This window comes from Ensifer canadensis, from assembly GCF_017488845.2.
Taxonomy (GTDB): domain Bacteria; phylum Pseudomonadota; class Alphaproteobacteria; order Rhizobiales; family Rhizobiaceae; genus Ensifer; species Ensifer canadensis.
In genome coordinates this window covers 215,202-240,445 of sequence record NZ_CP083373.1, presented here as the reverse complement: position 1 = coordinate 240,445, position 25,244 = coordinate 215,202, and the positions used below count along the sequence as shown (strand labels likewise).

The following is a 25,244-nucleotide window of genomic DNA, read 5'->3' as shown; positions in this document are numbered from 1 at the left end:
TTGCCCGCCTCGGGCTATGTGCCCAAGGCGAGCCGTGGAAACTTAGGGTACGGCATCGAGTGTCGGGCGCTTGGGACAGAAATCGATGAACCACGACTTGCAGCGACGCGCTCACAGGCCGACTAGATATCGCCAGCATCTCCAGCGCTGTTGCCGTGCTCTTCCCCTCCCGGTGCCAGCGCTCATGAGCAAATGACAGCGATCCGCGCTCAATTGCTAGAAATGCTCAAAGCCGTTGCAGCCGCACTTGGCGAGGATCTGCGTGAGCGAGGATTGCGAGCACCTCGCGTGGCTCAAGGCCACCTACTTCCGGGGTGCCGGTGCCCGGCGTGAACGCGGGATCAAGGCTGTCGACGTCGAAGTTGACATAGGTGGGGCCGCCCGAAATTACCTTGATAGCCGCTTTAATCACCGCCTCCACGCCCATTTGCTGGACCTCCTCGGCATGGATGACGGTCATTCCGGAGTCGTAGGAGAACTCCCAAAGGTAATCGCCGCCACCACGGATGCCGATCTGGATCGTCCGCTTGGGATCCAGGACGCCGTCCAGTACTGCGAGCCGGAAGGGGCCGCCGTGGTGGAACTTGGCACCTTCGTAGATGCCCGCGGTGTCGCAGTGGGCATCTATGTGCAACATTCCCATCGGGCCATGCTTGCGAGCCAAGCCCTTGAGGATGGAGTAGCTGATGGAATGGTCACCGCCCACCGCAAGCGGCACCACGTCGCTTGCGGCAAGTGAACCGAAAAACTCCTCGATGTCGGCGTGGCAGCCTTCCAGGTCGAACCTGCTCCTCATCGGGACGTCGCCGATGTCGGCAACTTTCAGCACGGTTGACGGGGCCGCCTTGAGCACCCGATCTCGACCTGCCGAACCGCCTTGGGACCCAGGCGCGAGCCGGCCCTGTTCGTGACCCCGAGATCCATGGGGACGCCGACGAGTGCTACGTCGATGCCCGATATCGTCTGACCGGAGAAAAGCGCTTTGGCGGCGTCCTCAACATAGGGCGCGTCGAGGAACGTCCGAACGCCCTCAAAGGGCCATCTTCTGCGATCGCCCGTAAAAAGACCGTCCGCGACCGCCTTCAACGCCGGATCATGAATCGCGCCGCCAGTAGCACCGGAGTACTTCGTCCTAAGATCTTCGAGTTCCATCTCCCGCACCTTCCAGCTACAGCATCGATCTGCTAAGGCCGCCGTCCACGGGCATCGCCACCCCCGTGACATAGCGAGCCTCGTCGCTTGCGAGGAACGCCACGACGGCCCCGAATTCCTCGTGTGTCCCGTAACGGCCGATCGGTATCTCGGCTTGGCTTTCCCCGGCGATCACGGACGGATCAACACCGCGGTCAGCCGCGTCCATAGTGTCGAAATACACGGTGCGCTCCGTGGCGAACCTTCCTGGAAGGACCACGTTCACGGTGACCCCATCGGCGGCCACTTCCAGCGACAGCGTCTTCGCCCAACCAGCGAGAGCCGAACGCAACGCGTTGGAAGCAGTCAGCCCAGAGATAGGCTCCTTGACGCTCGTGGAAGACACCGCCACGATGCGGCCGAACTTCCGAGCCCTCATGCCCGGCAGAAAGTGTGACGCAATCCTCACCTGGTTGAGGAACATCGCACCGAACTGCTGAAGCCAGATCTCCTCCTCGAACTTCGAAGCCGGAAACGGCGGAGGGCCACCTCCGTTGAGAAGCAGTATGTCGACGTGCCCCATATGCCGATCGACCCAGCCTAGGAGTTCGGACACGCCCTTCTTCTCCAACAGGTCGCAAGAGAAGGACATCGCCACGCCGGGCTTTCCTTCGAGCTTTGCCTCGGCCGCGCGTAGAGTCGCTTCGTCGCGGCCCACAAGCGCCACGTCGACCCCTTTGTCAGCCAAGGCTTCAGCTACGCCGAAACCCAGTCCTTTGCTGCCGCCCAGTACCAGTGCGGTCTTCTTCACGTTTGCTGTGCTCATCTGTCCAATTCCCTCTTCCGTCACGCGGCCTCGGCCGCTTCCGCGGCGATCTCGCGCACGGCCTGGACTAACTTTTCGATGTCTGTGTCAGTGTTGCCAAAATGGACCGAGGCTCGCAGGATTTCCGTGATGCCTCTGATGTCCATGTCGAACGGCGTGTATCCGACGCCGTTCTTTCCGATCGTGATCCCGCGGGCTGCGAGAAGCTCCTTCACCCGCTGGCATGGAATGCCTTCGACGGCGAAAGTCACGAACGCGGCCTTGTCGCGGCCGAGGTCGAGAATGTTTACGCCGGGCACATCCGTGAGCCTGTTGCGGAGCTCCGTGGCGAGTGCGTTGAGCTTCACCCGGGTGTCGAACGCATTCAGGCTCAGGGCTCGCTCGAGCGAGTCGATCAACCCCAGGCGCAATGCCACGGCGAACTCGGCGGTTTCCACAGCTTGAGCACTCTGGTGGATGGCCGCGCGCCCGACGTCGAGCTTGGCGGAGCGGTCGTCCACGCGCCTCGGAACCATCGACACCGCGAGCCTGGGCGAGATATAGGCGAGAGCCGTTCCGCGTGGCCCCCGCAGAAATTTCCGGCCGCAGGCGACTAGGACGTCGCACCCGATCTCCGACACATCGACCGGAAGTTGTCCGATCGCCTGGCTGGCGTCGATCATGTAGAAGGCTCCCGATTTCGCTTGGCGTAACGCCTTGCCGAGCGCCTCGGCGGGATTGATAAGAGCGCCACTCGCACCAACCCAAGTAAGCGCCACTATCTTCACGTCGGGATCGAGAGACCTCACCACCGCCTCGACGTCTACCGCGGTGGTTTCATCCCACGGCATCACCGACATTGAGGCGCCCGAAACATGGCACGCATGCTTCAGGGCAAGCACGTTGCCGATCCACTCCTGGCGGCTTACCAGGACGCGGTCGCCCGCCTTGAGCGGCACCGAAGCGAGGATGTCGCCGTAAAGCTGACCGTGACCGGTCCCGAACGCGACGTCCGTGGCCGCGCACCCCAGGAGACGGGCCGCCCTCGCATATCCAGCCTCCAAGCGGTCCGCGACGGCCGCCCCAGCTTCCATGGGACCCAGTTCCGCTTCGCGGCGGAGATGCGCCACTATCAATTCGACTGTTTCCGGAGCAAGGATGCTTGCGCCCGCGTGATTGAAGTGAATGACAGGCGGCATCTCGCTCTCCTTCAGCGCACGTGGAAGACCGCGTCGATTTCGACGGGAACATTGGCCGGAAGGCCACCCATGCCGACCGCGCACCGGGCATGCTCCCCACGCTCGCCGAATAGGGCATTCATGATTTCCGAAGCGCCATTGCCGACCTGAGAGTAAGCGGTGAAGCCGGGAACGGCGTTGATGAAGATATTCATCTTTGCCATTTGCACCACACGGTCGAGATCGCCGTCGAGCGCTTTTTCGACCCAGTAAACGATGTTGGCAGCGCATATCTTCGCGCTCTGGAGCGCCGTCTCGACGTCGATTTCCTTGCCGACCTGGCCGATGTAAGCGATTTCGTCGGCCACTTCCGGGATCTGGCCGGAAACGTAAAGCGTGTCGCCAATGCGCTTGGTCGGCGCGAAGGGGAGATCTGGCCGGCTGAGCCTGGGCCAGTTAACGCCGCACTTTTCGAGTTTTTCCTTGTAGCTCACGACAGGTCTCCGTCACCATTTTTACTGTGAGGGGAGGTTGTCATCTGACCGCCATGTTGTGTAGTGTTATAATTCTTAGAGAGCTATAAGGTTATTTTATATGGAGCTGAACTTCGACACGAGGCTGTTGCAAGCCTTCATCGCGGTTTCAGAAACTGGGACCGTCAGCAAAGCCGCGGATCGTCTCGCTCGGACGCAGCCCGCCGTGAGCATGCAATTGCAGCGTCTTGAGATGGATCTTGACACGCAACTGCTCGTCCGTTCCCATAAAGGTGTCTCCCTGACAGACGCCGGGGAGACTTTCCTTGCCTACGCCAGGAAGACGATTGCCCTTGGCGAGGACATGCGCAGGCAAATCGTCGGCAAAAAGCTTTCGGGCAGAGTTCGGCTCGGTATGGTGGAAGATCTCGCCGTCACCAGGCTGCCTTCGGCTATCGCGGAGTTCAAGAGGCGTCACCCCTCGGTGGAGATCGATTTGAACTCCTCGCATTCGGCAGACCTCGCAAGGTCGCTGGTGGATGGACGTAGCGACATTGTCGTGGCCGACCCCGCCCGCTTTTCAACAACTCCGACTGGCTTTATCTCCCGCCAGCTCATCTGGTGCGCGAGTCGCATGCTGGAAGTGGACGAAAACGCCCCCATACCCATCATCATCTTCGACGGCTCCTGCTCATGGCAGGATCGGATGTTCGCCCTTTTGGCCGAAGACGGAATAGAGTGGACCGCGGGCTGCAGAGCCTCGACCTTCTCGGCTTTGATCTCAGCATTGCGGGCAGGTCTCGGCATCGGACTTCTTCTGCAGGAAGGCCTGCCCGTGGATTGCGAAAACCTCCAAACAAAGTACGGGCTGCCGCCTGCGCCGACAGCCGAATTTGGCGTATATGTGTGTCAGAAGTCTCCTGAACTCGTAGACGAACTCGCGACCTTTCTACGTGCTGGGTTCTAACGGCGCCTTGCGGTGTCCAGGGTTTTTGGAAGCCTCAAAACACGAGCGCGGCAGCGGTGTTCGCCAGCGTTCATGTCTCTTGGCTCAGACCCTCGAAGAGATGCGCTGGTGGTTATTCATCCAGGAGGGCCATTATCGCTTCGCGATGTCGACCGGGAAACTCCCAGAACATGTTATGCGCCTCTGCCGTGCCCATGACGCCCGTTCAATACCCTCATCGTAATGCTGGCGCTTGCCTGGCGATCGAGTTTCTCGAAAACCCACGGAAGCATCAATTGGTCGGCTAAAGATCGGAATGGTGGCGCCGGAATCAAATAGGAACAGGTGCCCGGCTTCGTTTCCGAACCAATGACCGACTTCATCGGAATACACACCTGAACCGACGATGAGGCGCAAAACGCCCCGACCGCATAGGCGGCCGGGGCGCTGCTTGGGAAAGTATGCGTCTCCTGACCTGCAGGAGCGGTAACGTTTAACATGCAGACCAGCGTCAACCGGGGCAGCTTCCAGTCGATACATTATGCGATGTTTTTGGCCCAGAACGTGAAGATCCTCGCAACAAGCCGTGCACGGGGCTCGTGACGAACGGCTCCCTTCGACCGCAAGCGGTCGCCAGCGAGGGGCGCAATGAGCGGCTCGAATGAGCCCATTGCAGACCTTCTCTCTACAGCTAACATCGCCCCACAAATGCTGGAGACCAACATGATCGTCCAAGCCTGCCTTAACGGTGCACGTCCTGGCGACTATCACCCGCGGCTACCGCTCACGGCGGATGCCATTGCCCTCGACGGTGCGGCGTGCGTCTCCGCGGGGGCTGCCGAACTTCACATACACCCCTGCGGCCCGGACGGACGTGAGAGCCTCCTGGCGGTCGATGAGGCGATATACGCCGTGCGGCGCGCTTGTCCGGGAAGTCTTGTCGGGGTGTCAACGGGCGCGTGGATAGAACGCGACGAAAAGCAGACGCGAGACTGCATCTCTGCTTGGCGGCAGCTGCCCGACTACGCCTCCGTCAATATCTCCGAGCGGGATGCTCCAGCGCTTATCGCGTTGCTGCACCGCATGGGTGTCGGCGTCGAAGCGGGATTGGCCACGGTCGCGGATGCCGAGCGATTTGTTACGCTTCCGGATTGCCATCGAGCTTTCCGCATCCTCATCGAGATCGAAGAACAGGACCTTGGAAAGGCTGACGCGATCGCGGATGGGATAGCGCAAGTTCTTGAGCGGGCGAATATCCTACGACCAGTCCTTCTACACGGGTTCGACGCGACCGTTTGGCACTTCGTCAACCGCGCGCATCAACGGCGCTGGTCTACGCGAGTTGGATTGGAGGATGGGTGCCAACTTACGAATGGTGAAATAGCGGGTGGGAACGCCGACCTCGTGGCAGATGCGCTTCAAATCTTTCGGCCTTCCTTTCAGCACGGTAACACCTCGCTCGAATGACAGTTTCGTCCGCATTTCGGCGGTCCCGTGTGCTGGCCATGGGCGACTTCTCACCACCCATTGCGGTCTCCGAGGTGAGTTTCGATGCTTCGCCTTGAACCCAGTTGAACCCGAGACCCGCCCCTTGCCGAGTCTATAGGTGGTTCCAAGGATTGACGACGGGGACTCCTGCCGCCTCAAAGGGACTCGTATCGCGTGTCGCGATTGTAAATCCCTTGGAGGCTGCAATAGCCGCAATATATCCATTAGGTGCCGGGAATCCCTCCCCCCCTGCTCGCGCGGTTGCCGCAAGGTCCGCATAGTGCCGAGCGGCCGCAGTGTCGAATGACAACACGCGATCGTCGAACAGTTCGAGCAGGCCATCAAGCGTGTCGGCCAACGCCTTTTTGCGCCGGCCCTCCGGTAGCGCAGCGATGCCAAACAGTAGCTCCGCCAGCGTTACACTGGACAGATACAAGGTTTCGGCTACCTGGTCATTCAACCAATTGCGTATAGCCAAATCCGGGGCCGGCTTCATCGCCTCCGAGACGACATTCGTGTCCAGGACGATCATTCAAACCTCATTGGCTCCGCCGGCGCTTTCTCTCGCATCTGGTCGAACACTTCGAAATCATCATTGGTCAATCCAAGCCGCCCGCTCAACTCGGCCAAGGCATCGCCGATGCGAACACGCTGTTCGGGCTTTACCGCACGTTCCAGAATCTCGCGGACTTCCGCCTCTGTGCTACGGCCGTGAAGCGCCGCTCGGACGCGTAAAGCCCGGTGCACTTCATCAGGTACATTTCGTACTGTCAGGATAGCCATAGTCAGACCCTCGCAATCGCCTTCATTGACTGCAATATAGTTCCGTTGCAGTCATTCTGCGAGTTTCGGAGTTTGAGATTCTTGAGCGTTGGCTTTCAGCCCGGCTTCTATGGCTCGGTCACGGTCAAGGCCACGCCCAAGTACCCGTCGATACATTATGCGATCCTAGACGCACAAAACGGGAACAAAGTACAAACTCGAATAAGCCCGTGCGTTAGACGTCGGTCATCGGCTAACGGACGAAATTGCGCGTGAAAGGGTATCATAGCCGCAAGTTTACATCCCTGCAGGGTCGTCAAATTCACCGCATTCGAAATGCGGCATACTACAAGGGTATCGTGGGTTCAAATCCCAATTCCTCCGCCAATCGCGTCTGGTAAGTTGTTGTTTTTGTCTTTTAATTTGGAGAAAACGGGATCCGTCTCAGGATTCACCTAAAGGTCCTGATTGCTGCTCGCAAGGTCCCTTCATCTCCACGGTGTAGGTCGGGGTCAGCAGTTCGAGTCTGCTAAGCGGCACCAATAACCTCCTGAAACGATTATCGTTTTTCTTTGAAAGATCAGCGGGCGCTGTTGGCGCGATTACTGAGTCGCCACCGGGTCGCCACGGCATATAGTTTTTTTCTCAAAAATTGCCTGCCAGTTTGATCGCATGAGGATCGCCGGCATGAGAGCCATCCTAACTTTCAGGCGGAAACTCAGCCAGATGCAGTTCGATTTTGCCCACCGGGGTGCGGGTACGATGGGCTTTCAAATAATCAATGTCGCCTCCAGAGCGGCAAACGTCTCTTTCGAATTCGGATCGAGTCGAATAGTGTTAACCGAAAATGATTGAAAAGGGATGCCGCAATCTTCTCTTGGTTGTGAGATGGCACCCCTGGGGCCGGGCGAAATGGAGACAACAATGGGTAGGCGGGGCTGATGCTAGGGCTGACATTACGCGAAGAATTTCGGGGCAAACGCCTCAAAGGAACAGCAATTGAACTTGCCAATGATTCAAATACTGGTGCCACACAAGTTCAGGCAAAGGCATTTCTTGAGATCACCTATCCCACCCGCGATCTATTGAAGGGTATTGAGGCGGTCGGTCCGGACCAAGGGCGTCCGGTGGTGGTTATCGGCGAGCGCGGTCTTGGTAAGTCACACTTAATGGCGGCGCTTTACCATGCGGTAAATGATCCGGTATCGACGGCTTCTTGGCTTGAGTCGTGGGCCGTGACGTTGGGCGACTCCTCGGTCGGGAAGATCGCCCTTCGAAGCGGGATGAAGGTCATCGGTGAGAGCCTCCATAGGCAGCGCTACAAATACCTCTGGGACGTGTTGTTCGAACATCATCCGCAAGGCGCTTACATCCAGGGCAAATGGGAAGGACAGGGAGAGGGCAAGACGGATGTGCCCTCCGACAAGCTGATCGTCGAGCTGTTGGAACACACGCCAACAATGCTGCTACTCGACGAATTTCAGACTTGGTTCGATGGCCTCACCAACACTAAACAATTTCCTTGGAGAAATTGGGCCTTCAACTTCATTCAAATCTTATCCGAGATCGCCAAAGAGCGACCGGATTTGCTGGTCCTGGTAATCTCGGTTCGCAATGGCGGGAGTGATGCCTACCAACAGGTTCATCGTGTCAATCCGGTCCCTATAGATTTCAAGGCGGCTGGCAATGCCGAGCGCATTCAACTCGATCGCAGGCGGATGCTGCTTCATAGACTGTTTGACAACCGCCTTCAAATTGCCGGGCCAAACATCGAGTTACTGGTTTCCAATCACGTCGATGAGTATCTGCGTTTGCAGGAAATAGCGTCGTCTGAACAGGACCGAAAGCGCAGCGAATTCGTAGAGTGCTGGCCTTACGCTCCACACCTGCTTCGCTTGCTTGAAGAGCAAGTGCTGGTCGCAACTGATGCCCAAGAAACGCGTGACATGATTCGCATTCTGGCCAATCTCTACAAGAGCCGCGGCGAAGTGGTTCCCGTGCTCACAGCCGCGGATTTCAGACTGGACGACGATGCATCTGGCATTCAGGCACTGCTGGATTCGGTTTCCAACGAACATCACCGCACTTTACGCGCTAAGGCGCAGCAAAACATCATTTCCGTAACCGAGGCGGTCTCCAACCATACCCAGATTGCGCCACATCTACAGGAAATCGTTGGTTCGTTGTGGCTGCGGTCGATTGCAGTGGGAAACTTCGCCGGGGCTGAACCGAGTGTACTTCAAGCTGACATAACTCGAAGCGAGCCGATCGATGGCAACGCCTTTCAGGTTGAGCTCGCAACGATCGTTGAAAACAGCTTCAACATCCACCAGGAGGGTGCAAAGCTCGTCTTTCGTGAGGACGATAACCCGCGCGCCAAGCTCATGGCTTATGCACGTAATGATAAGCTTTTCACCGATGGCTCCGACCAGGCCCAGCTTGCCAAGCAGATGCGCTATGTGGTCGGCGGCACGGACGAGGTTGCGAAAACCTTCCGAGTCATTGCACTGCCAAAATCGTGGCAGACTGATCCGTGGTCGCCGCTTGAAGAAGCCGAGCATCCCGAGCGATGGGATGACCGCTTGCCCATTCTGGTCCTTCCCGAGGAGCCGGATCATATTGATCAGCGCCTGGGCCGTTGGCTGAAGGACCATTTGCAGAAGCGGCGCAACACAATTCGATTCCTGCTGCCACGCTCAGGCACGATAAATGCCTTCCTTGACCGCGATCTTCTGATCCTTGCTCGTGCAGAGATGAAAGCGCAGGAGTGGAGTGGACAGGGGCCTGAATATAAGAAACTTCACACCGAATATCAGTCCGCTCTTCGAGACCTATTGAAAAAGCGGTTTGACAGGTTTGCCGTACTGCATCGCTGGAATTTTGGTGATCCCAATCAGTGTGTTTTCAATGTTGAGACCTTGAAGAAGCAAGGCTCAATGATTCCGGAGGGAATTGAGGAAGCCATCACCAACGACCTCTTCGTGCCTGAGGACTTTGAAGCATTCGTGCTCGACGCTGCTGCCGACAATAGTCCAGTCGGCAAGGTGCTCCGTGAGCTTCAGGAGCCGCGTCCTGCTGGACATGATTGCATTCCGTGGATGGGCGAGACCGCCATGAAAGAGCGCATTCTTCGCTTTTGTGCTCGCGGCAAGATCGCCATAAATCTTCGCGGTCTTGAGCAACTGCAGGCGAATCCGGGTGAAGAAGAGGAAACGGCATGGAAGCGTCTGCGGCCCAAATTGTCCTTCACCGGCCGTCAGCTTGACGAAGTGTTCCTAATGGAGCCATCGGCTGTGCCAGCTACGGGAGGAACGGCACCGCTTACACAGGTGCCATTAAACACCGATACAGGCGGTCTGTTTGGCGGGTTGCAGCCCACTCCAGTAGTGAATGTCAACGAGCCTGCGGCAGGCGATAATCCCATGATCCCAGGCGTGGGCGGTGGAATTTTCGGCGGTGGAGGCGCGGTTTCGGGAAGCAAGCCGCGCATTCCGTTGAGCAATCCGCCGACCTCGCCACTAAATCTCATTGGCAAGCTGGAGGGATGGGGAATTGGGCCTGCGACACAGGTCGCCGAAGTTTCCATCAAGGTGTCTGCCGCAAGCGGCGCACAACTCAAGGAACTGCTCAAGAAGCTGCCGGACGGTATGGCTTTCGAGCTTAGCCTTGAGAAGGACGACAACTGATGGCGATTGACGAGAGCGTTCTCGAAATTCTCACAAAAGCCTCAGCCGACGAAGCATGGCGCGTCATAGTGCAAAATGCCATCGATATCTCGTCCAAACCGCTAACCCCAGCTACTGCGACAAATGAGGTACTCCGACGCGACCGAGAGATTGGCGTATTGGATCATTTTCTGTCGTCGAGTGGCTGGGACCTTTGGCAGACGTTTGGAGATGTCGTTGAACGGACGTCGGATCGGCTGGTTCGATGGTGGGCCGCGCCTTTTAGCGCCAAGGCCGTGCTGATACTGGATGGCCTCTCTCTGCGTGAATTGCCATGGCTATTGCAGGGAGCAAAAGACCGTGGCTTCACCGTGCACAACGTCTCCGCGAACGCATCTGAGATTCCAGGCGAAACGAATGAATTTGCTCGTGCTCTCGGCTTCGGTAGCCGGAGCCAATTGCAGAATAATGGTGGTGGGTCTACACACAAGCTACAGCCTGTGCATACGGAATGCGTGAGTCTTCCATGGAAGGACTGCGCCAATCTGGTCCATAGCGCGTCGAACTGGGTTTTCTGGCATCAATGGCCTGATATCAAGGTTCATGACGGGTCGGGGGCTGGCCAGGGACTGGATACACTCTCACGCGACGCTGCCGATCAGCTTTGCAGTGACGATTTCTGGGAGTTCGTAGAACGATTGGCTACCGGGCGTCGGCTCGTGATCACCTCGGACCACGGCTATGCTGCCACGGGTTACTTCTCGGATGCAGATGGTGAAGTTGGCCTTTTCCTCAAGAAAACTTTTGCCAGCGGGCGCAGCGCCAAAGGAGACGGCGATGTCGGCCCCTTCGTGCCGCCCGTGGCACTCCAGATCAACACCCCTCACGGACCCCACCGTCTAGCGGTAGGTCGACGTAAATGGAAAAGCCAAGGCGGTTATCCGACGATGACGCACGGCGGCCTCTCGCTGCTTGAGGTGCTGTCGCCTTTCGTCGAGCTCACAAAATAAGGAAAATGCTGAATGGCGACGAAGAAAGAAATCCTGGCACAAGAGATTTCCAAGGCTGTTGGCGCTGGGAAGACGGCTACACTTGAGACTGTCGATTTCAACGATGCCAAGCGTCCGAAGACCTGCCTTGAAGTCGATTTTCCAATTTTGCCCGTCAACGAGGTTGCGGTTATTGAAGGCAATGCAGGTAAGCCGATCTATCAGATGTCGAAATGGTGGGCGCGACGAAGGTCAAGCGTCTTTCGCTCAATGTTGATCGCAGCGGCAACCAAGGCACCCGAGGATGCATCGCATTCTGCCAAGTTGGTCTGGGAAAATTATTATGCAAACCACCAGAAGAAAGGTGCTTTTAAGCATCTAAAGGTTGCAGACATATTCATGGGCGGCGGAACAACGTTGGTTGAGGGCTCCCGTCTGGGCTTCCAGATGGCGGGTAACGACCTTAATCCAGTTGCGTGGTTCGTTGTCAAGCAGGAGCTTGCCAACGTTGACCTGGAAGAGGTGAAGCGTCTTCTTTCCGAGGTCGAAGCCGAAGTTAGGCCCCAAATCACACCGTACTATTACTGTGACGGGCCCAATGGCGAAAAGGGTGTATGGACACATCGCCCAACCAAGCGAGACATGCCTGCCAATTTTGACCCCTTGACTATCCCTCAAGAGGAACGGTCTCACTATAGCTACGAAGGCCCGGAGATAATCTACACTTTTTGGGATAAGCATGGGCCATGTCAAGTGACGGGCTGCGGCCATCGCACTCCGATTATGACAAGCCCGGTCGTCGCCGTCAAAACTCTAAGCGTAAAGTATTGGGAGCAGCGTTGCTCAAAATGTCAAACCTCGTTTCACGTAGAAGAAAACGCAGCGAGGATGGCCCCCGACGCGCCATTGTATGTCAGCCCGTCAGAATATCCTTTCTCAGTGATAGATCGACGGAAGGGTGTGGTTTGCCCCCATTGCGGGGATGCGGCGATTTTGAGTTTAGGCAAGAGCAGCACTAAGAAAGTGGAGTTAAGCCTCCTCGTTCATCCTGATTGGCTGGCGGGCAGCCCAAAGCAAGACGACAGCGGCCTACTTTTTGGTGGCTCGGCGCAAGATGATGCCGAATCGTCCTCTCGCTGGAACACAGAACGCGCTTCTAAGACTCGTTTGCTTGAAGTACGCGGAACCATGCCTCAGCAAGTCACCTGCCCAGAAACCAATGCCACCTTTGACACTGGCGTTGGTACAGTTCCCAGAAAGGCTAAGTATTCGTGCAGCGCTTGCGGCACAGTCCAAGATGTCCTTGAGACTGTTAAGGCGTCAGGAAAAACAGGCCCCATGGGGGCTTACGCCATCCAGGGCTATGCGCCGAAGCTTCATAAAGCTGGCGCTGCCTACAATGGCCGCTTTTTCAGTAGCTTCGATGACGTGCTCGCAAGACAATATGACGCTGCTGCTCGGGAATGGGAGGCACGCAGAGACCAGGACTTGAGCGAGTACTGGCCACGTTCCGAACTCCCCTTCGGCTTCATGACGCATATGAACAACGGAGGGCTCCCAAATCACGGCTTCACCCATTGGTGGACTATGTTTAACCCTCGCCAGCTCCTGGTACATAGTCAGCTCCTAAAAGCAATTGCGACAGCAGGAAATTACGACTGGCCCACGAGAGAATATGTTTTGGGCGCTTTTCAGCAGTATTTACGTAATCAAAGTCTATTCACATTATGGAATATCCAAGGAGACAAACTGGAACCACAGTTTGCAAACAACAACTACCATCCGAAATCGACAGTCGTTGAAAACTGTGTTTTTGCCAAACTGGGGCGAGGAAATTGGGCCTCATGTATCGCCGGGATTATCGAGGGGCGCGAGTGGGCAATTGAGCCTTGGGAGGTGGTGAGCGCGAAAAGTCTCGGTCGGACGGACCCCGCGCTGTCTAGCCAAATTTCGGGAAAAAGTGAGAGAGTTTATCCTGGGGACCCTATTCGCGATGTTGTTGTTGAGCAGGGATCGTCTACTGAGTTAACGACCATCTCATCGGGCAATACGGACTTGGTTATTACCGATCCGCCGTTCGGAGGCTTGTTGCATTACTCTGAGCTTGCCGACTTCTTTTACGTCTGGCTCAGGCTGGTGTTGAAAAAACACTACCCTGATTATTTCTCCCCGGAATACACCCCTAAAACACTTGAGGCCGTAGCCAATCGAGCAAGGGAACCCGACGATCCTGATGGGTTTTACAAACGTCTACTAACGCAGTGCTGGAGAGAGGCGCATCGCATACTAAAACCCGGCGGCATTCTGGCCTTCACCTTCCATCACAGCGCAGACGAGCCTTGGGTGGCCGTCCTTGAGTCACTTTTTGAGGCCGGTTTTTACTTGGAAGCGACCTATCCGATTAGATCGGACGAAACAAAGGGGGACGGTGGAAAACCAGGGACGTTTGGTTCTCAAACCATTGAGTACGACATAATTCACGTTTGCCGAAAGAGGACCGAAGAACCGAAACCAGTTAGTTGGGGCCGGATGCGGCGTGAAGTTATGGCTGATGTTCGTCAATTACAGGCAATGCTTGAGAACCATGCCAAGGAGGGCCTGCCTGCTGCTGACATCCAGGTAATTCGGCGAGGTAAGGCACTTGAGTATTTTTCGCGCCACTACGGCAAAGTCTATGTGGATGAGGGTCGTGCAATTTCAGTCAAAGATGCTCTGGTTGGCATCAACCAGCTTATCGATGAAGATTCTGATAAGGGAAAGGAGCCCCCGCCTGTCAACGCCGAGCCGATCACCCGCCAATTTCTGCGCACCTTTGGCACCGTGAACGAGGTACAGCGGGACCAACTTCAGAAATTCCTGAAGGGGTCGATCACAACGCCTGACGAGTTTGAGCAACGCGGCTGGTGCACCGAAAGGAACAAAGTCTTTGCCCGCGTGAACCCTTTGGATTTTGCACGAGAGTGGTCCGGTAAGCACAAGCGACGCTTGATATCTGATTTAGATCAGGCGCTCGTGTTGATCGGTGCATGTTTTGATGGGAGCGGAATCAATGCTTCCGACACGCTCAAGAATGAGAATTTTAAGCCTCATGTCGCCCTCAAGCCATTGTTGGAATGGCTGCACAGGAACGGACCTGACCTTGCGGGCCGCAATGCGGCCTCTCGAGCCGTTTCGATCTACAACGCCTGGGCAACGTCACAAACAGCTCGACCAAAGCAGGGCTGGTTGTTCGAGGAATATGACCAATGAAAAAACTGGTCGATACTGTTTGGCAGCGAAGGGGTACCAGTTGGATTTGGGATGAGGAGGCTCGCAACCATGTTTGTAGCGCGAGTGAGGTTTGGAGCATTCGTCAGTTTCTCCGCGCAGCAGGCCGTTGGCCTGACGATCTACCCAGCAACAACAATGCTGCGCTGGTCGTCGCCGGGTTAGAAGGCGGTCTCGATCTTCTATCGCCGGATAGTGCTGAGGCATGGCTGGGTGATGCCGTAAAGGACGGTATTCTGTCATTCCAGTCTTACTTCCAAGGCGAAGCTGCATTGATTTTTTGGCTGCCCGCTGGTTACGGGCGGATGAAATTCCACCCCGCAACAGACACAATTGAGTGGCGGTGCGCCGCGCCGCATGGGGAGAGCACAATAGCGTTCAGCCGCGTCCTTTGGGGTGAGGCAAACGAATACCCGCAGGAAATATTGTTGCGAGAGGGCAGCAAACCCGCAGGTCTTTTTCATCTACGGATTACTTGAGGGCGGGTGTGAGCAAGGAAGATCAGTTGCGGCCCGGCAGCCGGATAACCCACCATGAGTTTGGTCAAGGCGTCATCCTTGACCTGCCAAGCGAGGGATATGTACGGGCATTCTTTGGTGTTGGTGAACGCCGCGTGCCCATCGGGTTGGTCCGCGCTGAGCTATCGCGTACCGAACGCATCTTGCAATCTGTTGATGGCAGCGCTGATAGATCGCGAAAGGCCTGGCTTTGCTACGAAGCTCACGCATTGCCTATTATGGAAAGTTCGTCCGCACTCACGTCGGCCAAAATAGACCTACTACCTCATCAGGTCGTGCTTACACACCGCGTCGCCACCGCTTCGCCGCGACGCTACCTAATTGCGGATGAAGTGGGACTTGGGAAGACAATCGAAACCGCGCTTATTCTCCGCGAGTTGGCAAGCCGCGGGGAACTTAATCGTGCTCTTATGGTCGTGCCCGCAGGACTCGTGAATAACTGGCATCGAGAATTGAACGAGGTTTTCAATCTTGATTTCGAGGTGTTTGGCTCTGAAGGCGATATCACCGACCGCAAAACCAATGCCTTCGCGAAACATGATCGATTGATTGCCAGTATTGACACGCTCAAACGCCCGGCCCGCATTAAGAGGCTTCTGGATGCCCCCCGTTGGGATTTGGTAGTTTTTGATGAAGCACATCATCTCACTGCTTACCGCATAGGTGGCAAGGTCAGGAAGACAGAGAATTATAAGCTCGCCGAGTCGTTAAAGGATCATACTAGGGATTTGCTTTTGCTCTCGGCAACTCCCCATCAAGGCAATCATTTTCAGTTTTGGATGCTCGTGCAGCTATTGAATCCGACACTGTTCCGCGGCCCCGAGGATATGTTGGAGAACCGTCACCGTTTGAACACGGTGATGTTCAGGCGCACTAAAGCTGATGCCTGTCAACCTGACGGCTCCCCCCTGTTTGCTCGGCGCTGGGTGCACACCGAGTCCTTTCTGATGGGACAGGAAGAGCGATTGTTCTACGAAAAGCTTCGAGAGTATCTCGAAGACGGCTTTGATCTCGCACGTCGTCAGGGAAACCAAGGACGAGCTTTGGGCTTCCTCATGGCGATCTTCCAGAAGATTGCGGCATCGAGTTTCGCCGCTGTTCGGCGAACGCTGAAACGACGCCTCTTGATGCTTACTTTGCACGAGGCGCTCTTGCGCGATAAGGAACTGGATATCGAGGGTCGTGAGCTGCTTACGGACGAAGCCAGAGAACTCATCCACGAGGAATTCAATCTAACGCGCGACAGCATTGGGCGAATGGAGGTCGATCGCGTGCTCGCTGACCTCAGGTACCGTTTGGTCAGGAAGCTGGACGACGAGATATTGGAAATGGCCTCGGACCCCTATGGGAGCGAATATTCGTCGGCGCATGCGGAGGAAGCGGCATCGGCAGTGGTTGAACTCCATCTGCCCGAGGAACGGTTAAGAATAGGCGATCTCCTGAACGCCTTTCCGCGCGGACGCGAGACGAAAGCTCAAAAGCTGGTAGACGGTCTCGGATATCTTTGGCGACAAGACCCGCGTGAGAAGATCGTAATCTTTGCTACTTACCTCGGCACCGTGGAGTTAATCTCTCGCGAGATTGAGCAAGCGTATCCCGGCCAGGGAGTAGTAGTGTTGCGGGGAGGCGATCACGGAGCAAAAGTAGCGGCTGAAAAGCGCTTCCGTCAGAAGGATGGACCGCGCGTACTTGTCTGCACAGCTGCTGGCCGCGAAGGGATCAATCTGCAATTTGCACGAATTCTCTTCAACTTCGATCTTCCGTGGAATCCGATGGATGTAGAACAACGCATCGGACGAATTCACCGCTATGGGCAAAATCATACTGCGCAAGTCTACAATCTGGTACTCTCTGACACGATTGAAGGCCGTATCTTTCTGTTGCTTGACGAGAAGCTGACAGAAATCGCGCGTACGGTTGGCAAGGTCGATGATCAAGGCAATGTCGCGGAGGACCTACGAGCACAGATACTGGGACAACTTTCAGAACGGCTCAACTACGATCGGCTGTACCAAGAGGCCCTCTCTGATCCAGAGCTGAAGCGAACTCACGTCGAGCTTGAAGCCGCTTTGTCGAATTCCCGTGAGGCGCGCCAGGTGGTCTTCGATCTGTTCCAGGATTTGAATGGCTTCAGCCTTGAGGACTACAAGCCATTCTCGGACATATCGTCGAGCTTGGATCGGCTCGTGAATTTTCTCTCGGCGGCGGTCGCGGATCGCCAGCAGAAGCTGATCAAGATCGACAAGGAAACGTTTGATCTCGTCACACTCGACGGCACGCGGCGTGCTCGCTTCACGTTAAACAGAGATGTGGCGACCAGTGCGGACGAGTTAGAGCTGATTGGGCTAGATCATCCACTCATTCAGGAAGAAATGGGACGCTGGCGCAGCGTGCCGCCGGAAGAAATAGGCATCGCCGTCTCGGCTGATCTGGATGCGCCAGTTTTGCTTACGCTCTGGGTTATCGAATCGTCCACGGGCAGCGGAGAGCGGCGCACGGCGCTTCATTCTATCGCCGTAAGGCAGGACGGCACCCGCGTTGCGACAGTAGAGCGGCAAGCCGACCGCTACTTCCGAGCACCACCCGGCCTCCCGATTTTCAAATCAGAGCAAAGGCTCAATTTGTTTTCTGAGACCGTCGAACCCAGCTTGCAGCGAGAACTCAAGCATACAGGGGCAGCTAATGGTCAAGGAGGCTATTCGGCAGAACTGATTGGCTACATCGAGATCGCCTTTGCGTCAAATCAACCATCGATTTGAATGGAACGTATCGGAACATCCTGGCGAGGCTGACGGCCGTATTTGCGGGTATTCGCGTGTGATGAAATCAGATTGCTCTGCAGCCACAGAGGAGCGAAAAGGCGGCTCGACCGACTGTTGCCGATTTCGCACACAATCAATCTGACCATCTACTGGTCGCTCTGGCAGCTTTACGGAATACCAATCAGCTTTGTTGCTGACTCTTGCGGGTTCACAGAGCGCAATGAAGCTGAATCCAGCCAATTACCTTTGGGTTGTGGGAAACTAGCTGTCGGCCTGCGCAACTCGTTTGCTCTCAACAATTTGGTGAAGTGCCTGAAGCAGTTGACCCTGATTTACCCGTTGAATGAGGGCAACCTGTCCCGATCGCTCCCCCGCTGCTGCTCTGTAGGCCTCCTCAATATCGTCATCATTGAGAATGTTAGGAAACTTACCACCTAGCTTCGCATGCTTCAGTTCGTAGTTGATATATTCTTGTGCCATCTCCTTTGCCTCATCGCGACTGGAGATAGGAACCAGAACCGCCTGAGATGTTTCTTCGAAGCCAAGCCGCTGATAAAGTGGGTAATTATACTGTCGAAGGTTTGCCGCACCGTTGGGTGTGGAACCGGAAAGCATCAACAGGGAATAGCCTTCGCTACCTTTGACCGCTTCATCAAAGAAGTATCGCACATCCTGAAGGAATCCTTGAATCTTGGCGGTCCCGACACCGCCTGAGAACAAAGTCTCAACCTCATCAAGGCATAACATGACGCCGTCAATAATCTGTTTTTGACGTGCAAGTGTCAAAAGCTCGGTAAGCAGCCTCGTCATTATGGCAGCGCTACTTAGGCGCGAAAAAACACCGAGGTGCCGTTTCTCAGTATTGCTCAATGAGGCACCAGCCAACCATTTCTTTGCGAGATCGCGCAAAGGTTCAAAGTGCATGCGACCTTCACGATCGGGAGGAACAAAGCCCTTCTGCATAGCGCGATGAAGGAGCTGAAGGACACCTTTGAGCTCAGTCTGTTTCACGCTGTTGAAATCGGCCTCATCAACGACGCTCCGCACAACTGCGGTTATGAGATCGTACTCGCCACCAATTTTAGCGGCCTCGTCAGCCTCACGATAGATTTCCCGGACAAGCTGGATCGCCGAACAGGAACCAGCCAACACCTCTACAACAATGAATGGCCGAACGGCGGTCTGTCGAAATGTTCGCATAAGATATTGGCAATGGCGAAGGAAGTGTGTCTTCCCGCCACCTGTACCACCTATCACGCCAATTGAACGACGTTGAGGAGCATCCGAAAGGACTTCTCTAACCAGGCTTACAAAGCGGTCTCGGGCAGCGACTTGGTTGTATAGAACGTCCTCGATAATGGTACGGGCTGCGGGAAACGGATTCCTTTTGAATCCATAGCTCGCGAGGAACACGTCATCCTGATTCGTTTGCGGAAGCTGTTGTCCCAATAGCTCTGCGAGTGAACTCACTTTTTTACCCTTCCGAGCGTAAGAACTGGGCGTCCGCCAATTTCAATACGATCCAACGGGACAATCGATTCAACGACATCCAGCAACGAACCGGACAATATCTTATCGGTTCCAGTTGGTTTCCCCCCGGCAGCATATTGTAATGAGTATGCCGAGGACAACGCCTTTATATAAGATTGCGCCGCTTGTGTAGCCGCCCAAGGCGACATCCGCATCCTCCGACAGAAGCTCGGCAGGAAATCAGACACTTTGGCGATGTTATCGTGGGCGACGTCGTCAAAGGATTCGCCAAACCCGGCAAAATACTCGTCAACGTAAGGGCGATTTGAGCCGTCACGCCAAACCTTGCCATCGGTCCATGCTTGGCCGAGCAAAATATGATAGCGGACCAACCTAACGCTTGCTTCCTGTGCCACCGGCGATTTCAACGCCTCTTCAAGAAGATCGTTCACAGCCGTGCGAGACAGCTGCCCATCACGTTGCAGCGCCTTTAGAACTACGTTGTAGGCTTCATAATTTTCAAACTGCTTGCTGATAGAATCCAAGTCGCCCGCACGGAGGTGCGATTCTAGCTCGTCCAGTTCTTCCCTCGAAACTATCCGGTTTTCTTCGAAATTGACAAGCTTCGCACGCCTCAGCACCTCGTACCCGCGAGTGGCATTTCCCTTCGCTGGTTGCTGTGTTGTGATGCTCTGAACCAATTCCTCTAGCCCCCCTCCGCCTAACGAGTACACCGCTCCTGCCAGTCGCAGGACCAGTGGAAGCGACGCTTGAGGCACAGCAGCTTCGGAAAGTGCCGCCGCCGCCCCATTTGCGGACGGTGCGGCATTCGGTTCGTCCTCAGATGATTTCTCGGCGGATCGAGCAACCTCTATTTCAATTTGCGGCTGACCGGAATCGCCCGATTCTCCTGACGGCTCAACAGGTGCAGGCTTATCCGGCCAAGTGACCATCAACTGCTCACTCTGCCAGCCGTGCGCGATCTTTCCAGGCCAGTAGCAGGAGAGCCTAACCCGTTCACCGTCGCTATCATCCAAGCGTACGCTTCCGAATGTGTGGGCCAAATCCCACAACAAGCCGCCAATAGTTGTCCCCACGAATGTCCGTGCCCAAGGATCATAGCGGATATTCGACACCGGACCGGTTAAGGTCGGGATGGGAAGACACAAGTTCGCTATCCCCTCTGCGCTTAGAATACGCGAGAGCGTCACATCGGAGGTCACGACCATCTGCTTGGCTCTTGTGCGAGTAGATCGCAGAATCGCATGAATGCCTTCAATCAAAAGCCGATCCTCAAGAACCTCGCTATCATCGGAATCGAAGCCATTCTTGTCCGGCATTTTCATGTACCGCAAAAGTGACGGGTCTAGTTCCAATACTTGATAACGGTGGTTGTTCCTCTCTAGGAGCCCTAGACCCGCGTTGACAAATGCTCTTGATCGAAGCGATTGACCTATGTTGCCATCCTTTTTAGTGCGCAACATTGCCTTGAGAGCCGCTTCTCTGGACTGCATCTGTGTTATCGACATTACAAATGGCAGAATCCAAAGTGTACTTTCGCGCAATACATTGAGCAACCAATGTAGTGTCCCGTTATATAAACTGTTCGTGTCAGGAATAAGAACTATTCCTCTTGAGCTTTTAAGGTCATTCAACTGCGCAGCTGTATCTGCCGACAATACTGGACCAATAATACCAGACCGCATAGCGCTAAGAGTAATAGCGTCAGTTAGAACGTGCAGGCTTCGCTTTTTTGTCTGCTCGTTTTGGGAAAATTTCGCATCTAGCGAAAGTTGTATTTTGAAAGATCGTTCGGAATCGATGCCTCCATCTAATGATCCTTCAACCGAGATTCTTAGCAGGTCGCGCCAGTCTTCAGGATCAAGGTGTGTCCCGTCGTTGTACTTGAGGGAAAAAATGCCTCGCGCAATTTCAGCATAACGATCATCATTGCGGAAAGAATAGACATCAACGAATGTAGTCATTCGAACCGAACCCAAATATTCTTGTTTTCGAAAGACGATAAGAGGTCAACTGCTGACAAGCATAGCGACCTGACGGCATCTTCCAATTTCACATCCACCGAGACAACTGACATTCCTCCAGGCCCATCCTGTTGGATTTCGAGCGACGTCCATTGGTCAGCACCGTGCTGCGCCCAATTGACTGAGTCAACTTGGTGCGAAAAGTCGTTCAGCGAGTACCAGGTTCCTGGAATGGCTTCTGGAAAAAATCCGAGGATCGCGGCCGTGGTAAGCCCCACACCCTCATCCCCATCCACTCCCAACGCGCCAGACCAAATAACATTGGTTGTCGTATCCGCTTTTGGTTCATCTATGGAAACTACTGCTTTTATGGCCATGATACCCCCACGATGCAACCTAGATAAGAATTCACAACGAAGAGTTAAGCAACTTTTTTACTGTCGCCAGAGGTCTGCATTCGCTCAAAGTCGTGTTTATCGCGACTTGATCCGTAGCGGATGGGATGCCAGACGTCATCTGCGAAATACATTGCAGCCAACTCAGGGCTTTGATTTTTTTGGATCGTCTTCTGGAATACAGTCCTTCGACATCCGAACAGGGTGCAGGGGCAGTTTTGCCTTTGCTGTTGCCCCTAACTTCTTCAATCCACGCGAGCGTCGAACTCAGGACCCGAACATCTGTCTGTTCTTCGTGTTCTCTGGGCACGTAACATCGCGCAAGGTCGGTCCAACGTCCCAGCTTTTGTATGTAGTCCAGCCAATCGAGCGATTCCTCTGGTACGCGCTTGCGTAGCTCGATCATGGCGTCACGCCTCAACACCCCGCCCCGGCGGATGTGATCAAACAAGACCGAATAAGGTACATTCCCTTGCGACAGGGCCAAATCCATATACCTTGTGGGAACCCCCAATCGCCGCGCCATATCGATGCGCTGTGCCGCTGCGGGGAGAGCGGGGGCGGAGAGTATGGGACTTTGGCGGGTACCGTTGTCGGCGAAGGCAGACGTCCAACGATCATTGTGAAGATGGCCAGCAACTGCATGGATGCCGACTCGGCCGGATCGACGCGACGGGCACGCTTTCCTGTGAGATACCGAGCCCGCAGCCTATCATAGCAATTTCGTCTTTTTCGTTTGTGCTTGGGGTCTGTCATGGTCCCATCCTCCTCTGGAAATCATAGGTCGCAGGCGCGGGCGTCGTTACCTCAGCCGGCCCGATCATTTTCTGTTCTTGCTTGAGTTCCTTAATTCTCCGGGTCAACCGCCTGCGCCGGTGGCTCGAAAATCGACATCATCCATGCCGCCATTTCCGGGGGCGTCTGAGGAGGTCATCCAGGTCAAGTTTTCCAAGCCGACGCAGGAACAACTGCTCCCGTCGAAGACGTCGAGCTATCGGCGTGACAGACGATCGAGCCGCTCTCCGACGATCTTCAGTGCCTCGGCCTGCTGATGTTGGGCGTCGAGAATGAGCTTCAGAAGGTCCAGGAGCTGCGCTATGCGATCCGGGCTGTCCGGCATATCCAGGAGCGCCAGGAGCGGGAGGAGCATCTCGGTGTTCCGTTCGACCGACGTCAGGGTGCGCATTGATGCGGAAATAATTTCCGTCATGAGTGTAGTCCTCCAGGAATTTTGAGAAATCGTCGCGGCGGACTCCGACAGAACGATTTGCCGCGGCAACGAACGTTCCAGCTGCGGTGACAAGGATCGGTCCCTTGTCGCCGTCTTCGATCCGAAGACCCTGGCGGGCAATTTCGCGGGCAAAGGCTTTGCCGCTTGCGGCGAATGCCTGTTTCAGTTTTGTTCGATCAAACTTCGGAGTCGTCCGCTCGGCGCGTTTGCGGGCAACATCGGAAAATCCTTCGACCTTGCGCTGGCAACGTTTGGTGTGGGTTGGCTGGACGGTTTCGTCGTGGCTCTGCTCGTAACGACGAGCGAGGCCTTCAAGCCTGGCGAAATCGTTCCTGCAATCCAACACGAGCAGCGTCGTCGGATCGACCTCGGCGATGGCGAGGTGGAAATGCGATCTCCCCTTTTTCACATGACGCACGACAAGACGCGGGCGGTCGGCACCGATCCGAAATTCAGCATCGACAGATTGCAGGAACTCGCTCAACTGAGGCGGGTGTCATCTCGCGTTCTGGTGACAACAAGAAGTGGCGAACGCTGTACGGTATCCTTTCACGCTAGCGAACGCCTGGGCGTCGAACAGCGCATACCGGTCGCCTGCTAAGACTTCGATAGCCTCGTTTTCGACCACCTTATCGAGAAGATGCCGGGCGATGTAGCGAACACCGCCCGTTCGGGAAATCCGCGTCGTCTGAATTTTCATGCGATGATCTCACGAAGGCGATCCCGCAATGCGTCGATCCCGACAAGTGTCTGGGCAAGTTCGGCATCATGTCCGAGTAGCTTGCCAGCATTGGCACGTCGCGCAAGCTGATTGAGGTTACCGCCGATGCGTCCGAGATTGCCGAGAGCCTGAGCGAGAAGTATGACGTCGGTGCGGTCCATGGTCCTGGACGGCATGCGGATGCCGAGGGCTGCACGACGGATCATCTCCGATAATGAAAGCCACATAGCCGGAGCCGGTCGTCGTTGCCTCGTAATCGATGAAAAGCTTATCGTCTTCGATGCGGATCGCGGCCACGAGCGACTCGCTGCCAACGGCTTCGGCAACGACTGGCTGCACCGTACCCGCTATCCACACTGGAAGTCGCTTGCGGACTTCGCTGGACCAGCGCTTTTCCTCACTACGGGTCTTCGGTAATGCCTCGCCTGCTTCGCCAACCAGGTCAGGGGCAAGCGCGCGGATATCATAGGTGAGATCGACGTCTTCGGAAAATCGATGGATGACTCCATAGGCTTTCGAAAGCGATGTGCCGCCCTTGAACACGAGGTGCTCACCCAAATGCGAGCCATAAAGGGTGGACAGCGCCCAGACGACCCAGGCATCCTTTTCGAGGAGGTGCGCCGGCCGGCCTGACCGATCAGCTGCAATTGCCAGAACTTCGCGGCGCTCCGCGGCTGGAAGGCGGAGGAATGCTTCAGCCATGCGCAGCCTTTCCCACACTCCGCGCGAGCCAGGTCGGAAGCTGCGGCGCCGCCGCCACCAGCTCGTTGAAGGCGGTCTGCGGCAGGTTGCGTTTCAACGCCTTCAGCGCCACCTCCGCGTTCTCAGGACCAAGCCAGGCCAGCGCGCGAACGGCCTCGCCAGCGGGCCGATGGGCCATGGCGAGTTGCCAGCGCGGTGCATGCCGCAACTCGACCACCTGCTTGCCAAAGTTCATTTTCCGCGTGCGGCCCGAGGTCAAATAGACCGAGCGAACCGGAACCTGCGTCGTGAGGCCAAGGCTGTTGGCGGCTGCAGCACCGCTGGATACGATGACTTCGCCTCGCTGGCTGGCGAGCGCCTCGACTGCCTGCTCCACCGAAGGCGACCGCGTGCCAGACCGGCTCGTCACAGGGCGCAGATAGACGCCGCGACCAACGCGGATCAGCTGACCACGCTCCGCCAGACGCGACAGCGCTTGGTCCACCGCAGCTCGATTGCCGAGGTGGAGCAAGCTCTTCGCAGACACGGGCGTGCCCTCGGGCATTCCCTCCGCATATGCCAAAATCTGTTCGCTCAACCGTTGCATGTTTGTCTCCTGTCAGAAATATATGCAGTTTTCTGACAGTTTGCAAACGGCGAAGCGTCCACCCCATCGATTGCGTTGAAATGCTGACAGGCTTCGGTGTCGCGATTTGCCAGTTCTGGCAGGATGCGGATTACATCTACAAGGAGAGCCTTGAGCAAAAGGATTCCATC

General features: G+C 55.8%; 19 protein-coding genes and 2 pseudogenes. 7 read left to right on the top strand and 14 right to left on the bottom strand.

Features of this window, described 5'->3' with window-relative positions:
* Positions 1 to 268: 268 nt before the first annotated feature.
* The 4 genes and pseudogenes from J3R84_RS30805 to J3R84_RS30790 all read right to left on the bottom strand — a co-directional run.
* A pseudogene (locus tag J3R84_RS30805) lies at positions 269 to 1,152 on the bottom strand (arginase family protein); the annotation flags it as partial.
* Between the two features lie 16 nt (positions 1,153 to 1,168).
* Complete coding sequence (locus J3R84_RS30800; protein WP_057210753.1) at positions 1,169 to 1,957, bottom strand: SDR family oxidoreductase; 789 nt, start codon at positions 1,955 to 1,957, stop codon at positions 1,169 to 1,171.
* Positions 1,958 to 1,977: 20 nt separating this feature from the next.
* Positions 1,978 to 3,135, bottom strand: coding sequence for an aminotransferase class V-fold PLP-dependent enzyme (locus tag J3R84_RS30795; protein ID WP_203530048.1), 1,158 nt, complete (start codon positions 3,133 to 3,135; stop codon positions 1,978 to 1,980).
* An 11-nt stretch (positions 3,136 to 3,146) separates the two neighbouring features.
* A complete protein-coding gene (locus J3R84_RS30790) occupies positions 3,147 to 3,608 on the bottom strand; it encodes a RidA family protein (protein ID WP_057210749.1) in 462 nt (153 codons plus the stop codon).
* A gap of 100 nt (positions 3,609 to 3,708) precedes the next feature.
* Here J3R84_RS30790 and J3R84_RS30785 point away from each other — a divergent pair, with 100 nt between their 5' ends.
* Complete coding sequence (locus J3R84_RS30785) at positions 3,709 to 4,554, top strand: LysR family transcriptional regulator (RefSeq protein ID WP_203530047.1); 846 nt, start codon at positions 3,709 to 3,711, stop codon at positions 4,552 to 4,554.
* A gap of 702 nt (positions 4,555 to 5,256) precedes the next feature.
* Positions 5,257 to 6,000 carry a 3-keto-5-aminohexanoate cleavage protein gene (locus tag J3R84_RS30780; RefSeq protein WP_057210789.1) on the top strand — a complete coding sequence of 248 codons (744 nt, stop codon included), beginning with the start codon at positions 5,257 to 5,259 and terminating at the stop codon, positions 5,998 to 6,000.
* Between the two features lie 133 nt (positions 6,001 to 6,133).
* On the opposite strand, the gene J3R84_RS30775 is transcribed toward J3R84_RS30780, so the two are convergent.
* Positions 6,134 to 6,553, bottom strand: coding sequence for a type II toxin-antitoxin system VapC family toxin (locus tag J3R84_RS30775; protein ID WP_203529914.1), 420 nt, complete (start codon positions 6,551 to 6,553; stop codon positions 6,134 to 6,136).
* Complete coding sequence (locus J3R84_RS30770) at positions 6,550 to 6,804, bottom strand: FitA-like ribbon-helix-helix domain-containing protein (RefSeq protein ID WP_057220453.1); 255 nt, start codon at positions 6,802 to 6,804, stop codon at positions 6,550 to 6,552. The genes J3R84_RS30775 and J3R84_RS30770 overlap by 4 nt, the downstream gene beginning before the upstream one ends.
* Before the next feature lie 920 nt (positions 6,805 to 7,724).
* Between J3R84_RS30770 and J3R84_RS30765 the strand changes: the two genes are divergently transcribed.
* Genes J3R84_RS30765 through J3R84_RS30745 form a run of 5 tightly spaced genes read left to right on the top strand, consistent with a single transcriptional unit; the run spans position 7,725 to position 17,981 of the window.
* A complete protein-coding gene (locus tag J3R84_RS30765; RefSeq protein WP_203529913.1) occupies positions 7,725 to 10,469 on the top strand; it encodes a DUF499 family protein in 2,745 nt (914 codons plus the stop codon).
* Positions 10,469 to 11,458: a hypothetical protein gene (locus tag J3R84_RS30760; RefSeq protein WP_203529912.1), complete on the top strand. Its 990-nt coding sequence runs from the start codon at positions 10,469 to 10,471 to the stop codon at positions 11,456 to 11,458. The genes J3R84_RS30765 and J3R84_RS30760 overlap by 1 nt, the downstream gene beginning before the upstream one ends.
* A gap of 12 nt (positions 11,459 to 11,470) precedes the next feature.
* Positions 11,471 to 14,686, top strand: coding sequence for a DUF1156 domain-containing protein (locus J3R84_RS30755; RefSeq protein ID WP_203529911.1), 3,216 nt, complete (start codon positions 11,471 to 11,473; stop codon positions 14,684 to 14,686).
* Positions 14,683 to 15,183, top strand: coding sequence for a hypothetical protein (locus J3R84_RS30750; RefSeq protein ID WP_203529910.1), 501 nt, complete (start codon positions 14,683 to 14,685; stop codon positions 15,181 to 15,183). The genes J3R84_RS30755 and J3R84_RS30750 overlap by 4 nt, the downstream gene beginning before the upstream one ends.
* A gap of 8 nt (positions 15,184 to 15,191) precedes the next feature.
* The gene (locus J3R84_RS30745; RefSeq protein ID WP_203529909.1) at positions 15,192 to 17,981 is read left to right on the top strand and encodes a DEAD/DEAH box helicase; all 2,790 of its coding nucleotides are present in this window, start codon (positions 15,192 to 15,194) and stop codon (positions 17,979 to 17,981) included.
* A 264-nt stretch (positions 17,982 to 18,245) separates the two neighbouring features.
* On the opposite strand, the gene J3R84_RS30740 is transcribed toward J3R84_RS30745, so the two are convergent.
* From J3R84_RS30740 to J3R84_RS30710, 8 genes and pseudogenes are all read right to left on the bottom strand, one after another.
* Positions 18,246 to 19,454: a hypothetical protein gene (locus J3R84_RS30740; RefSeq protein ID WP_203529908.1), complete on the bottom strand. Its 1,209-nt coding sequence runs from the start codon at positions 19,452 to 19,454 to the stop codon at positions 18,246 to 18,248.
* The gene (locus J3R84_RS30735) at positions 19,451 to 21,439 is read right to left on the bottom strand and encodes a hypothetical protein (RefSeq protein WP_203529907.1); all 1,989 of its coding nucleotides are present in this window, start codon (positions 21,437 to 21,439) and stop codon (positions 19,451 to 19,453) included. The genes J3R84_RS30740 and J3R84_RS30735 overlap by 4 nt, the downstream gene beginning before the upstream one ends.
* Positions 21,436 to 21,816, bottom strand: coding sequence for a hypothetical protein (locus tag J3R84_RS30730; protein ID WP_203529906.1), 381 nt, complete (start codon positions 21,814 to 21,816; stop codon positions 21,436 to 21,438). The genes J3R84_RS30735 and J3R84_RS30730 overlap by 4 nt, the downstream gene beginning before the upstream one ends.
* A 911-nt stretch (positions 21,817 to 22,727) precedes the next feature.
* A complete protein-coding gene (locus J3R84_RS30725; RefSeq protein ID WP_203529905.1) occupies positions 22,728 to 23,549 on the bottom strand; it encodes a relaxase/mobilization nuclease domain-containing protein in 822 nt (273 codons plus the stop codon).
* 12 nt (positions 23,550 to 23,561) lie between these two features.
* Complete coding sequence (locus J3R84_RS30720; RefSeq protein ID WP_203529904.1) at positions 23,562 to 23,765, bottom strand: hypothetical protein; 204 nt, start codon at positions 23,763 to 23,765, stop codon at positions 23,562 to 23,564.
* Entirely contained in the window at positions 23,762 to 23,947 is a 186-nt protein-coding gene (gene mobC / locus J3R84_RS38920) for a plasmid mobilization relaxosome protein MobC (protein WP_203529903.1), read from the bottom strand. The genes J3R84_RS30720 and mobC overlap by 4 nt, the downstream gene beginning before the upstream one ends.
* Positions 23,948 to 24,005: 58 nt before the next feature.
* Positions 24,006 to 24,488: pseudogene (locus tag J3R84_RS30715) on the bottom strand (nucleotidyl transferase AbiEii/AbiGii toxin family protein); the annotation flags it as partial.
* Positions 24,481 to 25,074: a DUF6088 family protein gene (locus J3R84_RS30710; RefSeq protein ID WP_203529902.1), complete on the bottom strand. Its 594-nt coding sequence runs from the start codon at positions 25,072 to 25,074 to the stop codon at positions 24,481 to 24,483. The pseudogene J3R84_RS30715 and the gene J3R84_RS30710, both read right to left, overlap by 8 nt.
* Between the last annotated feature and the right edge of the window lie 170 nt (positions 25,075 to 25,244).